Source organism: Sphingomonas sp. PWP1-2, assembly GCF_049898305.1.
Taxonomy (GTDB): Bacteria; Pseudomonadota; Alphaproteobacteria; order Sphingomonadales; family Sphingomonadaceae; genus Sphingomonas; species Sphingomonas glacialis.
In genome coordinates, this window is sequence record NZ_JAFCXM010000002.1 from 667,857 (window position 1) to 681,372 (window position 13,516).

A 13,516-nucleotide genomic window follows, 5' to 3' on the forward strand; every position below is an offset into this window, starting at 1 on the left:
CGAAGCGGCCCTACAGGAGAGCAGAGCATGACCATCCGCACCGCGCGCATCGCCCATTTCGCAGGAGTGGCGGCGCTGGCGCTGGGCCTCCCCGGCCCGACACACGCTGCGACGCCACACCCGTGGATGGCGCGCGCCACGGTTGCAAAACAAGCCGCCGCGCGCGCGGATGCGGCCAGGGAGGCGATCGCCCGGTCGCGTGCGCGTCAGCTCGTCGCGGCGATGACTCTGGCGCAGAAGCTCCAGCAATTGACCGGCAGCGAACCGTCGGTCCTCCCCGAACTCCCCGAATGCTTCGGCGCGCGCCACGTCACGGGGATTGCCGCGCTCGCCATTCCGACCTTCCGCATCACCAACGGCCCGGTCGGGGTCGGCCAGAACGACTGCGTCTCGCGCGACGTCGAAAAGGCGCGCGCAGTTCCGGGCGCGCCGTTCTTTCACCCGTACTCGCACCCGAGCTCGGCGCACGCGACCGCGCTCCCGTCGGGCATGGCGGTGGCGGCATCGTTCGACCCGCGCGTCGCGGCCGACTTTGGCGGCGTCATCGCGACCGAGATGAACAACCTCGCGCTGCACGTCTTCGAAGCGCCGGGGATGAACCTCGCGCGCTTGCCGATCCTCGGCCGCAATTTCGAATATTTCGGTGAGGATCCGTATCTTGCGGGCACGATGTCGGTCGCCGAGACCAAGGCCGTGCAGTCGGCCGGGATCATCGCGATGGCGAAGCATTTCGTCGCCAACGAGCAGGAAACCAACCGGATGACGATCCGTGAGACCGTCGACGACCAAGTTCTGCGCGAACTGTATCTGCTCCCGTTCGAAATGAGCGTGAAGGACGGCAAGGTCGCCGCGATCATGTGTTCGTACAATTATCTCAACGGCCTGCAGGCATGCGCCAACAAGGCGATGCTGACCGGCGTGTTGCGCGACGACTGGAATTTCAGCGGCTACGTCCAGACCGATTTCTTCGCGCTGAAGAACACGGTGCCGTCGCTCGAGGCCGGCACCGATCACGAAATGCCGACGCCGCTCTATTGGTCGCCCGACAAGATCAGCGCCGCACTCGGCCAGCATAGCCTGGCGATCGGCCAGATCGATACCGCGCTCGAACGGCGCTATACGCAGATGTTCAAGGCGGGGATCTTCGACCGCAAGCTCGTCCAGACGCCGATCGATTTCGTCGCGGGCGGAAAAGCCGCGCGGGCCATCGGCACGCGCGCGGCGGTGTTGTTGCAGAATAACGGCGCATTGCCACTGTCGCCAACCGCGCGCAGCATCGCGCTCGTCGGCAAGGCCTCGCAACCCTATGCGCAACAAGCGATCGCGGGCGGCTCGATCCTCGGCAAGGCAATGGGCGCGGGCGGCGGGAGCTCCGACGTGGTGCCCGACTACACCGTTTCCCCGGTCGACGGCATCCGCACCGCGCTACGCGAACTCGGGCGCGGCGACGCGGTGGTCAAGCTGGTGCTGATCGACGATGCCAATGCCAGCGCGACGATCGACGGGGTTTCGGTCCCGTTCGCCAAGGCGCTCGAGACGATCGGGGTGTCGGACTCGGTCGTCGTCATGGCCGGCACCAACGCCGAGGAAGGCGCAGACCGCGCAACCTTTGCCGACAAGGACGGGCACCAGCTGGCGGCAGCGGCGGCGGCGGGCCTGTCGCTCGACTGGTACGTCGCCAAGCCGAGCGCGATTGCCACGACCGATCCCGCAGGCAATACCGCCAAGTCGAGCCAGACCGGGGCGATGCTGCAGGCGATCCTCGCTGCGCGCTCGACCACCGGCGTCGCGATGCCGGCAAAGACCGTGCTCGTGCTCAAGGACAATGCCAGCGTCGCGATGGACCCTGCGTTGCTGGGGAGGCAAGGCCCCGCGATCCTCGAAACGTGGTTTCCCGGCCAGGAAGACGGCAACATCGTCGCCGATCTGCTGTTTGGCCGGGTCGATCCGGTCGGCCGGCTGCCCGTCACTTTCCCCGTCGCGGGTAAGGGATTTCTCGACGAAATCACCGCCGGTCAATTCCCCGGCGTGCGCGATGCAGGCGGCGCGTTCCAGGCCGTCCAATATAGCGAGAAGCTCGCCATCGGCTATCGCTGGTACGACGCCAATTCGCTGGGGAAATGCGCGCCGGTCGCCGGGGTGAACCCCTGCGTGGCGTTCGCGTTTGGCCACGGCTTGTCCTACACCCGCTTCGCGACATCGGCACCGAAGCTCGCCACCGACGCTGCGACGGGCCGCTACCGCGTCTCGCTCAGTGTCAGGAACACAGGGCAGCGTTCGGGGTCCGAGGTCGTCCAGGCGTATGTCTCGCTCCCCGAGAGTGCGGATCGGCTGGGCGTCAAACAGCCGCCGAAGCGCCTCGTCGGGTTCGGGCGCGTCACGGTCGCGCCCGGCGCGACGCAGAGCGTAACGATCACGATCGATCCCGCCGCCAGCCATCATCCGCTCGGCGTCTGGAACAGCGCGGAGCATCGCTGGGTGATCGCGTCGGGTCGCTACACGGTGTGGGTCGGCACGTCGGCGTCGCCGGCCAGCCTCGTCGAAGCGGGCCAGTTCGTTCGATAGGCCCCGGCGCGTGTCCGCTCGGAAGTCGGCGGGCGCTCGCCGGCGGCGGTCAGCCGCCGGCGATGCCGCTTAGGGGGTCTTCGGGTCGAGGCCGTGCTTGCGCAGCAGCGGCGCGACTTGCGGGTCGTGTCCCGTCATTGCGCGGAACATGACCGAGTAATCCTCGGTATGGCCGCGCGACAGCACCAGATCGCGGATGCGCTGTCCGTTCGCGCGCGTCATCCCGCCATGCTGGACGAACCAGTCGTAGACATTCTGCTGGATCATGTCGGTCCACAGATAGGCGTAATAGCCCGCCGCATAGCCCGAGCCCCAGATGTGCGCAAAATAGCTGGAGCGATAGCGCGGCGGCACATGCGCCACGTCGAGCCCGGTCGCGCCGAGCGCCTTGGCCTCGAACGCATCGACGTCGCTCAGCACCGCGGTCGCCGGGACCGAATGCCACGCCATGTCGAGTTGCGCTGCGGCCAGCGTCTCGCCGAAGCTGTAGCCCTGGTTGAAGGTCTCGGCGCGCTTGATCTTGTCGACCAGCGGCTGCGGCATCGCCGCCCCGGTCTGATAATGGTGCGCGTAATGCGCGAGCACGCGCGGCTCGAGCGCCCAATGCTCGTTGAACTGCGAGGGGAATTCGACGAAATCGCGCGCCACCGCGGTGCCCGACAGCGTCGGATAGGTCTGGTTCGCGAACAGCCCGTGCAACCCGTGGCCGAATTCGTGGAACATCGTCCGCACGTCGCTGAACGTCACCAGCCCCGGCTGGCCGGCCGCCGGTTTGGTGAAATTGGCGGTGTTCGAGATAACCGGCTTGGTTCCGAAGATCTTCGCCTGCCGAACGAAGCTGTTCATCCACGCGCCACCCGACTTGTTGTCGCGCTTCCAGTAATCGAAATAGGCGAGCCCGAGCGGCTTGCCGTTTTCCTCGAACACTTCGTAGACGCGAATGTCGGGATGATAGGTCGGAATGTCGCTACGCCGCTTGAAGGTCAGCCCATAAAGCTGGTTGGCGGCGTAGAAGATTCCGTTTTCGAGCACGTTCCAGATCTCGAGATACGGCTTGGTTTCGTTGAGATCGAGGTCGAACTTCGCCTTGCGGACCTTCTCGGCGTACAATTCCCAATCCCACGGCTCGAGCTTGAAGCCCCCCTTCTCCGCGTCGATCGCTTGCTGAAGTTCACCGACCTGGGCGGCCTGCGCCGCAGCGGTCGGAGCATCGAGCGCATCGAGGAAGCCGCGCGCCGTGTCGGCGGTCTTGGCCATCTGCTCCGCAAGCGAATAATCCGCCCAGGTCTTGTAACCGAGCAGATTGGCCTTGCGCGTGCGCAGCGCGATCAGCTGGAGGATCGCGGCGCGCGTGTCGTTCGCGTCGCCCTTTTGCGTGCGCGTCCAGCTCTGGTCAAACAGCGCCTTGCGCGTCGTGCGGTCGCTCAGCGCCTCGAGCGCGGGCTGGCCGGTCGTGTTCTGGAGCGGCAGGAGATACTTACCCGGCAGCTTGCGCTCGGCGGCGTCGCGCGCTGCCGACTGGACCTCGCCCGGCGACATCCCGGCGAGCTTGGCCGGATCGTCGACCACCAGCGCCCCGGCCTTGGTGCCCGCAAGCAAGCGCTGGCGAAACGCGATACCGGCCATCGAGATCTGCTTGTTGAGATCGCGCAGCGTAGTTTGATCGGCCGCCGACAATTGCGCGCCGGCGCGCACGAAGTTCGTATAGTATTCCTCGACGAGCATCGCTTGCTCGGCGTCCAGCTTGAGCGACGCCTTGCGGTCGTACAAACTCTTAACGCGGGCAAACAGCTTGGGATCGAGGAAGATCGTGTCGCCATAGGCGGCGAGCTTGGGTGCCAGGACGGCTTGGGCGGCCTGCAGCGTCGGATTGGTGTTTGCCTGCGCGACTTGACCGAACGCAGCTTGCGCGCGCGCGAGCATCTGCCCCTGCCGTTCCATCGCGATTATCGTGTTGTCGAAGGTCGGCGCGGCGGGATTGTCGGCGATGGCGCGCACTTCGGCGAGGCTTTCGGCGATCCCCTGCTCGATCGCGGGCTGGTAATCGCCGTCCTGGATCTTGTCGAACGGCGGCGCCTGATACGGCAGCGTGCTGCGCTGCGCGAAGGGATTTTCGGCCTGCGCGGGCGCGAAGCCGATCACCGCGGCAACGGTAGCAAGCAGGAAAACATGGCGCATCTTCAGTCCTTTCGGGATGCGGCGAGCCTAGCGAAGGCAGCCGCAGCGTGTCGACCCCGGGCGATCATCCCGCCCGGCGTTGCTCAGCCGGCATAGGCCTTGATCAGATCGAACAGGTAATCGCGCCCCGAATAGACCGCCTTGACGATCGCGCGCTCGTTGAGGCCGTGCGTGCCGTTGCCGTCGGGGTCGCCGTAGGTGCCCGGTGGGCCATAGACCGGGATGCCGATCGCCTCGAAGAAGATGCCGTCGGTCGCGCCGGTCGACATCATCGGGCTGAGCGGCACGCCGGGATAGTATTTGGCGAGCAGCGTCCGCGCGGGCTCGACGATTTTCGGGTCGAGCGGCACTGGCTTGGCGACTGGCCCGCGGCTGTCGGTCTGCTTCACGCTCAGTGCGGGATCGGCGATGACCGCAGCGATCTGGTCGCGCACCGCGTCGGGCGAAACGCCGGGGAAGATCCGGCAATTGATGTTCGCGCCGGCACGCTGTGGCAGCGCGTTATTGGCATGGCCACCGTCGAGCAGCGTCGCAACGCAGGTCGTGCGCAGCATCGAATGATAGCTCTTGTCGGTGTCGACCGTTGCCAGCGCCGCGGTATCGGCGGGATTGGCGGCGAGTGCGATCATCGCACGCCCCATCGCGTCGCCGCGCGCGGCGCCGGCGGTGCGGAAATAAGCCTTGGTCGTGTCGGTCATCATCACGGGGAAATCATAGGCGCGCAGCCGGACCATCGCGTCGGACAGCTGGTAGATCGCGTTTTCCTTGACCGGTGCCGAGCTGTGCCCGCCCGGATTGGTCGCCTCGACGCGGTAGTTGATCGCGGTCTTCTCGCCGACATGGAGCGTCGAGATGACAAGCTTGCCGTGCCCGTCGCTGCGCCCGCCGCCGCCTTCGTTGAGCGCGAACTCGGCAGCGATAAGCTCGGGCTTGTTCGCTGCGAGCCACGACGCACCGTTGAATGCCCAGCTCGTCTCCTCGCCACACGTTAAGGCAAGCTTGATCGTGCGTTTCGGCTGGTATCCCTGCTGCTTGAAGCGGATCAGGCTATCGACCCAGATCGCGTCGAGCGCCTTCATGTCGGCGGTGCCACGGCCATAGAAATAGCCGTTTTCCTCGATCAGCGTGTACGGATCGCGCACCCAATCCTCGCGCTTGGCGACGACCACATCGATATGGCCGAGCAGCAGCATCGGCTTGACGCTCTTCGCGCTGCCCGGATAGACGACGACCAGCCCGCCTTCCTTGGGATGGTCGGGGACCGAAAAGGGGGTGATCTGCGCATCGGCGAAGCCCGCCGCCTTGAAGCGCGCGGCAACCTTGCCGGCGAGCACGGTGCAGCTGCCCGTCGTGATGCTGGTGTCGGTTTCGACCATTTCCTTGTAGAGCGCGCGGAACGCCTGCTGGTCGGGCCGCAGCGTTTGCGCCGCGCCGGGCTCCGCCGCAAACAGGCTCGTCAGCGTCGCCAGACCGATGGCGATCGTCGCGGCATTCTTCATCGTGCTTCCCCGTGTCTGGCGTCCCTTGGCGCACACTATGCGCAGACAAAGGGCAATCGGGAAGCCTTGGCGGAGCGATCTTTTACGCGGGCGCGGATCGGTCCGCGGCGGTGTCCCCCCGCCCCCGCGGCGTTTCGATGCCGAAGCTGCGGCCTGGCTGCATCGCCCCGCTCGACGCGCGCGTCGCGGACCAATTCCCGACGTTTTCCCCGGCGTCCCAACACTTCCGCAACACTGCGTTACAAATGCGGCCGATGCGCGTTGATGCGATCGCCACTCACCGAGGTCCGCCTGACGATGCCCCTGCCTACCGACCGTACCGCCGTTCTCGAAGCCACACGCACACTGAAGATGGCGCGCTCGGCGCACGCCTATGTTCGCGGAAACACCACCAAATTTTACGAATGGCTCGCGGACTCGCCTGCCTCGCGCCGCGTGCCCGAAGGTCCGGCGATCTGGATTTGCGGCGACTGCCATCTCGGCAATCTCGGCCCCCTCGCCAATGGCGACGGGCGGGTCGAGATCCAGATCCGCGACCTCGATCAGGCCGTCATCGGCAATCCCGCGCATGATCTCATCCGGCTTGGCCTGTCCCTGGCGACTGCTGCGCGCGGGTCGGATCTGCCCGGCGTCACGACCGCCCGGATGATGGAAGAAATGATCGATGGCTATGCCGCCGCCATTCACGATCCGACCAGCGGCGACCCGGGCGTCGAGCCCGAGGTCGTCCGCAGCATCAAGCGTGCGGCGCTGGGCCGGCGCTGGCGGCATCTCGCCAAGGAGCGGCTCGAAGCGATCGAGCCGCGCATACCGCTCGGCAAGAAGTTCTGGGCGCTGGCGGCAGACGAGCGTGCCGCGCTCGAACAGCTCTTCGCCGATCCTGCCGTCGAGCACCTCATCCTGTCGATGAAGGGCAAGCCGGCTGATCGCGAAGTGCGTTTGGTCGATGCCGCATATTGGATGAAGGGCTGCAGTTCGCTCGGGCTGCTCCGCTATGCCGCGATCGTCGGGATGAAGACGAGCAAGGGGCGCTGGTCGTACGCGCTGGCCGACCTCAAGGAAGCAACCGCGCCAATCGCACCCGCCGCCGCCGACGCGGCGATGCCCGCTGACAATGGCGACCGCGTCGTTGCCGCGGCGCGCGCGCTCTCGCCGCATCTGGGCACGCGGATGAAGGCGGTTCGCATGCTCGGCCGGTCGCTGTTCATCCGCGAACTGGCGCCGCAGGATCTCAAGCTCGAGGTCGACCAGTTCAACCATGCAGAAGCCGTTCGCTCGGCGCGCTATCTCGCCTTCGTCGTCGGCAAGGCCCACGCCCGGCAAATGGACAGCGCGACGCGCGAGGCGTGGATCACCGTGCTCGAGGCCGACCGTCGCGGTGCGATCGACACGCCGTCGTGGCTCTGGGAAAGCGTCGTATCGCTCGCTGGCAGCCATGAGGCGGGCTATCTCGACCATTGCCGTCGCTATGCGCTCGCCGCCTGACGCGTCGATTTCGCGCGATGTGCGTTGCGACTTCACCAAGGAGATTCCGATGCACGCGAATGACGACGAGAAGTATATGCGCATGGCGATCGAGGTCGCGCGGTCGAAGGGTTCGGACCCATCAACCTCGCCGCTCGGCTGCGTAATCGTGCTCGATGGCAAGGTCATCGCAGCCGAGCGCAACCAGACGCACGAACTGCCCGATGCGACCGCGCATGCGGAAATGATGGCGATCCGCCGAGCCTGCGAAGACACGGGCGAACTCGAACTGCGCGGCGCGACGCTCTACTCGACGCTGCAGCCGTGCGGCATGTGCACGATGGCCTCGATCTGGTCGAAAGTCGGGCGCGTCGTCTTCGGGGCGGGCCGGGACGATGTCCACCCGATGTATTTCGAGGCGCGCCACGTCGATACGCTGGGTTTCATCCAGGATGCCTATCGCGACGACATCACGATCGAGGGCGGCTGCCTCGCCGACGAATGCGCCACCCTCTATTACGGACCCGACGCGACCCTCCCCGAGGAAGAGCAGGCAAATCTATGAGCACGGCGCCCCTCATCGACGTGAATACCGCCAGCGCCCAGGAACTCGACCAAGTGCCGGGATTGCAAGGCCACGGATTCGAGATCGTGCGCTATCGCGGCGAGCGTGGTCGATTTACCGATCTGCGCCAGCTCGACGAGGTGCCGGGCCTCACCGGCAAGGCCGATGCAAGCAAGGCGGCTCTGACGGTTGGCGGCGACTGAATCGCCGTAGCCGACAGCGATTCAGCCCGGCGTTTCTGAGCAAGCTGCCACAAGACCTTTAGGGCTGCGTGACGCGAGTCTGATAAGAAGCGATTGCGTGTGGAGCCGACCTTGGCCAATCAGCCTTTGGACGGATCGTTACACGACGCAATTGGGAAGACATCGCGTGGGCTTGGACAACAAGGCATTCTGGCGCGTCGCTGAGGCAACCCGGATGAGCGTACTCATCGACGCCGACGACTATTTCAAGAACGCCCGGCTCGCGATGCTTCAGGCGCGTCGTCGGATCATGCTGATCGGCTGGGATTTCGACGCACGCATCCACCTCGTCGGATCTGACCGTGAAGCCGGCGAGCCGGAGGCGGTCGGCGACTTCATCTATTGGCTCGCCGAGCGCAATCCCGAGCTCGAGATCTTCCTGCTGCGGTGGGACGTCGGCGCGCTCAAGACGCTCGTGCGCGGCTCGAACATCATCACGCTGGCGCGGTGGATGCAGCATCCGCGGATCCATACCAAGCTCGACAGTTTCCACCCGACCGGCGGTTCGCACCACCAGAAGATCGTCGTGATCGACGATTGTTTCGCATTCTGCGGCGGGATCGACATGACGAGCGAGCGGTGGGACACGCGGCATCACCGCGATGTCGAGCCACGCCGTGTGCTGGCCAATGGCAAACCCTATACGCCCTGGCACGATGCGACGACCGCGTTGCAGGGCCCCGTTGCGGCGGCGCTGGGCGAGCTCGCCCGCGATCGCTGGGAACATGCCGGCGGGCACCCGCTCGACCCGGTCGAGGCGGCCGATACGCCGGGGCGCTGCTGGCCCAAGGGGCTGGCAACCGAGTTCGAGCAGGTTCAGGTCGGGATTGCCCGAACTTCGCCCGACATGCCCGACTGCCCCGAAATTCGCGAGATCGAACATTTGTTCGTCGCGCAGATCGCGTCGGCGAAGGTCTCGATCTATGCCGAAAGCCAGTATTTCGCGTCGCGCAAGATCGCCGAGGCAATCGCGGCGCGGCTGGCCGAAGCCGATGGTCCCGAGATCGTGATCATCAATCCCGAGCACGCCCAGGGCTGGCTCGAGCCGCTCGCGATGGACACGGCGCGCGCGCGCCTCGTCGCTGCGCTGAAGCAGCGCGACCCCCACGGCCGGCTCCGGCTGTACCATCCGTTCACGGAGAAGGGCACGCCGATCTATGTCCACGCCAAGGTGATGATCGTCGATGGGCGTATGCTCCGGATCGGATCGGCGAACATGAACAATCGCTCGCTTGGCCTCGACACCGAATGCGACGTGACGATCGACGCCGGCGACGAAGGCGCCGATGCCATTCGCGCGATCCGCGATGGCCTCATCGCGGAGCATCTCGGCGTGTCGGTCGCCAAGGTTGCCGCGCGGATCGACTCGAGCGGCTCGCTGATCGCGACGATCGAGGCGCTGCGCGGCACGGGCCGATCGCTGCGGCCGTACGAAATCCCCGATCTCAGCGAGGTCGAAGCTTGGCTCGCCGACAATGAGGTGCTCGACCCTGAAGACCCGTCCGAAATCTTCGAAAGCGTCGCCAAGCGCGGACTCTTTCGTCGGCTTCGCCATCCGTTCGGGTGATGTGGCATGCGGTTTCCCGGCTGGCGCTTCCCGTACCCGGGGCTTCGGCCCTGCTTGCAACGTGGCGCGAGATCTTAGCGCGTGACGCGGCGTCGCCATCCCCCGAAAAGGAGCTCCCATGGACTTTGACGATGTGATCCTCGGACGGCGCAGCATCCGCGGCTATCGCCCCGACCCGGTGCCGCGCCCGCTGATCGAGGAGATCCTGACGCTGGCGATGCGCGCACCCTCGTCGATGAACACCCAGCCCTATCATTTCTACGTCATCGGCGGCAGCGCGCTCGATGCGATCCGCGCCGGCAACACCGAACGGATGGTGGCGGGAATCCCGCAGTCGCGCGAATTCCGCACCGGGACCGCGTTCGCCGGCCCGCATCGCGACCGCCAGATCGGCGTCGCCAAGCAGCTCTTCGCCGCGATGGGGATCGCGCGCGACGACAAGGATGCGCGGCAGGACTGGGTGATGCGCGGCTTTCGGCAGTTCGACGCGCCGATCTGCGTCATCATCACCTACGATCGCGACCTCGCCGAGAGCGACGACACCGCGTTCGACTGCGGCGCAGTCGCGACCGCGCTGGTCAACGCCGCCTGGTCGCGCGGACTCGGCACGGTGATCAACAGTCAGGGGATCATGCAATCCCCCGTCGTGCGCGAACATGCCGGGATCCCCGACGATCAGGTGATCATGAAGAGCATCGCTCTGGGCTGGCCCGACGCCGAATTCCCCGCGAACGCCGTCGTCTCCGAGCGCCGATCGGTCGCGGACGCCGCGGTTTTCGTCGGATTCGGGGAGTGAGCCGCGCTCGGCCGGCCGCTGCGCCCACGGCCCGCAGTTAACCCCGCATTTGCGGTCTTTGCGCCTCGCATCCACCGATTTTGCGCACAAACCGCACCGAATCCGGGCGCTGTCCGTCACACACCCACTGGTCATGGCGCGGATCGCTCGTTAGGGCGCCGGTTCCCTTTCTTCTGCAGGACATGTCTCATGAACAATGCCGACCTGAACGAAAAAATCGCCACCGCACACGGCATCCCCAAGACCGACGCCAAGGCTATCGTTGATAGCGTCTTCGCAGCGATCACCGAAGCGGCGCAGGCCGGTGAAGAAATCGCGCTTGCCGGGTTCGGCAAGTTCAAGGTCAAGGACAGCCCCGCACGCGAAGGCCGCAACCCTTCGAACGGCGAGACGATCCAGATCGCAGCGTCGAAGAAGCTCGGCTTCGCGCCCGCCAAGGCGCTCAAGGATGCGCTGAACGGCTGATCCATCGGCGCGCATCGGGATTCGACCGGATCCCGATGCGCGAACGGGGTGCAGGTCGCGGCGGCACCATGCTCCGCGACTTGCAGCACCCCCGCTTGCTCACCGCCCGCCACCAAAGCGGCGGCGCCTCCCTTCCGCTTAGTGCGCGACCGAGTCGTGGACGCCGATGCCGGTTTCGGACCGCAGGCGTTGCGCTGGGTAAGCCGCCCGGTCGATCGCCGCGCGCGGTGATCGGTCGAGCGTCGAAATCAACCAGATCGCGAAGAACCCGGCCGGCACCGAGAACAACGCCGGCGAGCTGTACGGGAAGATCGCGTGGTCGAACCCGAACACCGCTACCCAGATCACCGGCGACACGACCGTCAGGCCGAACGCCGCGAGCAGGCCGATCGCGCCGCCCCATGCCGCGCCCTTGGTGGTGCAGCCCTTCCACAGCAGCGACATCACCAGCACCGGGAAATTGCCCGACGCGGCGAGCGCGAAGGCGAGGCTGACCATGAAGGCGACGTTCTGCTTTTCGAACACGACGCCGAGGATGATCGCCGAGATCCCGAGCAGGATCGTCGTGATCCGCGACACGCGCAATTCCTTGACCGGATCGGCATCGCCCTTGCGGAGCACGCTCGCATAGATGTCGTGCGAGATCGCCGACGCCGCCGATAGCGTCAGCCCCGCCACCACCGCTAGGATCGTCGCAAATGCGACCGCCGAGATGAAGCCGAGGAACAGATTCCCGCCGATCGCATGCGCGAGGTGCATCACCGCCATGTTGTTGCCGCCGCGCAAGAGCCCGTCCACGCCGACATAGTCCGGGTTGAACGAGATCATCACGATCGCGCCGAATCCGAGGACGAAGGTCAGCGCGTAGAAATAGCCGATCCAGACGGTCGCCCACATGATCGACTTGCGCGCCTCGCGCGCGTCGGGAACGGTGAAGAAGCGCATCAGGATGTGCGGCAGCCCGGCAGTGCCGAGCATCAGCGCGAAGCCGAACGATAGCGCCGAGATCGGATCCTTGATGAACCCGCCCGGCCCCATGATCGCACGCCCCTTGGCCGCCGCATCGGCGGGTGAAAGACCGCTCTCGAGCGCCAGCCGCGTCTTGATCGCGACGGCGCGCGCGAACAGCGTCTCGAACGAGAAGCCGACATGCGCCATCACGCCGAGCACGAGGAAGCTCGCACCGCACAGCAGCATCACCGCCTTGATGATCTGCACCCACGACGTCGCGCGCATCCCGCCGAACAGGACGTAGATCATCATCAACCCGCCGACGACGGTGATCGCATAGAGATACGGCAGACCGAACAACAGCTGGACGAGCTGCCCCGCCCCGACCATCTGCGCGATGAGATAGAAGGAGACGACGAGCAGCGTGCTCAGCGCGGCGAAGCTGCGCACCGGGCCCTGGAGGAAGCGGTACGAGGCGACGTCGGCGAAGGTGAACTGGCCGAGGTTGCGCAGCTTCTCGGCCACCAGGAACAAGACGATCGGCCAGCCGACGAGGAAGCCGATCGCGTAGATCAGCCCGTCATAGCCATCGTTGAAGATCTGCGACGTGATCCCGAGGAACGACGCCGCCGAGCAATAGTCGCCCGCCATCGCCAGGCCGTTCTGGAAGCCGGTGATGCCGCCGCCGGTATAGAAATCGGAGACCGTTCGAGTCCGCCGGGCCGCCGCGCCGGTGATGAACAGCGTGATCCCGACAAACCCTGCAAACATCAGGATCGCGGTCCAGTTCGTCGGCTGACGCTGGATCGCGCCGCCGATCGCCGCGGTCGCGCCGGTTGCCCAGCCGAGCAACGCAAGCAGGCCGGCGGTCCACCACAGGTTGCGCGTCATGCGGCGACGCTCGCGAGCAGCTCGGCGAGCCGGGCGTCGTATTCGCCGTTCGCGCGCCGAACATAGACCGCGCAAATCGCCACCGTGCCGATCAGCATCGCCGCGCCGAGCACCACCGCGAGGCTGATCGTGCCGCCGCCGATCGGCTGCGCCATCAGCGGCTTGTCGAACGCGATGAGCGAAATGAAGCTGCTATAGACGATTACGGTGATCGCGGTGAGCGTCCACGAAAAGCGCTGCCGGTCGCGCACGAGCGCGGCGTATCGCGGGTCGGCGGCAATGCGCGCTTCGAGCGCGGCGTCGGATTGGGGTGATGCGGGCATGGCGCATCAT

At 66.1% G+C, this 13,516-nt stretch carries 11 protein-coding genes; 7 read left to right on the forward strand and 4 right to left on the reverse strand.

Features of this window, described 5'->3' with window-relative positions; all coding sequences use genetic code 11:
• The first annotated feature begins 27 nt into the window (after window positions 1–27).
• Entirely contained in the window at window positions 28–2,565 is a 2,538-nt protein-coding gene (locus ACP7C5_RS07960) for a beta-glucosidase (protein ID WP_426263813.1), read from the forward strand.
• Window positions 2,566–2,634: 69 nt separating this feature from the next.
• Here ACP7C5_RS07960 and ACP7C5_RS07965 read toward each other — a convergent pair whose 3' ends face one another.
• Both ACP7C5_RS07965 and ACP7C5_RS07970 read right to left on the reverse strand, forming a co-directional pair.
• Window positions 2,635–4,743, reverse strand: a complete 2,109-nt coding sequence (locus ACP7C5_RS07965) for a M3 family metallopeptidase (protein ID WP_426263814.1) — start codon at window positions 4,741–4,743, stop codon at window positions 2,635–2,637.
• Window positions 4,744–4,826: 83 nt separating this feature from the next.
• The gene (locus tag ACP7C5_RS07970; RefSeq protein ID WP_426263815.1) at window positions 4,827–6,242 is read right to left on the reverse strand and encodes a M20/M25/M40 family metallo-hydrolase; all 1,416 of its coding nucleotides are present in this window, start codon (window positions 6,240–6,242) and stop codon (window positions 4,827–4,829) included.
• 297 nt (window positions 6,243–6,539) lie between these two features.
• Between ACP7C5_RS07970 and ACP7C5_RS07975 the strand changes: the two genes are divergently transcribed.
• From ACP7C5_RS07975 to ACP7C5_RS08000, 6 genes are all read left to right on the forward strand, one after another.
• Window positions 6,540–7,727: a DUF2252 family protein gene (locus ACP7C5_RS07975; protein ID WP_426263914.1), complete on the forward strand. Its 1,188-nt coding sequence runs from the start codon at window positions 6,540–6,542 to the stop codon at window positions 7,725–7,727.
• Between the two features lie 49 nt (window positions 7,728–7,776).
• On the forward strand, window positions 7,777–8,271 hold the full coding sequence (locus ACP7C5_RS07980; RefSeq protein WP_426263816.1) for a nucleoside deaminase: 495 nt from the start codon (window positions 7,777–7,779) through the stop codon (window positions 8,269–8,271).
• The gene (locus tag ACP7C5_RS07985; protein ID WP_426263817.1) at window positions 8,268–8,474 is read left to right on the forward strand and encodes a helix-hairpin-helix domain-containing protein; all 207 of its coding nucleotides are present in this window, start codon (window positions 8,268–8,270) and stop codon (window positions 8,472–8,474) included. The genes ACP7C5_RS07980 and ACP7C5_RS07985 overlap by 4 nt, the downstream gene beginning before the upstream one ends.
• A gap of 214 nt (window positions 8,475–8,688) precedes the next feature.
• Window positions 8,689–10,080, forward strand: coding sequence for a phospholipase D-like domain-containing protein (locus tag ACP7C5_RS07990; RefSeq protein WP_426263818.1), 1,392 nt, complete (start codon window positions 8,689–8,691; stop codon window positions 10,078–10,080).
• A gap of 118 nt (window positions 10,081–10,198) precedes the next feature.
• On the forward strand, window positions 10,199–10,876 hold the full coding sequence (locus ACP7C5_RS07995; RefSeq protein WP_426263819.1) for a nitroreductase: 678 nt from the start codon (window positions 10,199–10,201) through the stop codon (window positions 10,874–10,876).
• A 189-nt stretch (window positions 10,877–11,065) separates the two neighbouring features.
• Window positions 11,066–11,341, forward strand: coding sequence for an HU family DNA-binding protein (locus tag ACP7C5_RS08000; RefSeq protein ID WP_133187930.1), 276 nt, complete (start codon window positions 11,066–11,068; stop codon window positions 11,339–11,341).
• 138 nt (window positions 11,342–11,479) lie between these two features.
• On the opposite strand, the gene ACP7C5_RS08005 is transcribed toward ACP7C5_RS08000, so the two are convergent.
• Together ACP7C5_RS08005 and ACP7C5_RS08010 are read right to left on the reverse strand one after the other, a co-directional pair.
• Entirely contained in the window at window positions 11,480–13,183 is a 1,704-nt protein-coding gene (locus ACP7C5_RS08005) for a cation acetate symporter (protein ID WP_189677275.1), read from the reverse strand.
• Window positions 13,180–13,506 (reverse strand): DUF485 domain-containing protein, encoded by a 327-nt coding sequence (locus ACP7C5_RS08010; RefSeq protein WP_426263820.1) that lies wholly within the window; start codon window positions 13,504–13,506, stop codon window positions 13,180–13,182. The genes ACP7C5_RS08005 and ACP7C5_RS08010 overlap by 4 nt, the downstream gene beginning before the upstream one ends.
• Window positions 13,507–13,516: the final 10 nt, after the last annotated feature.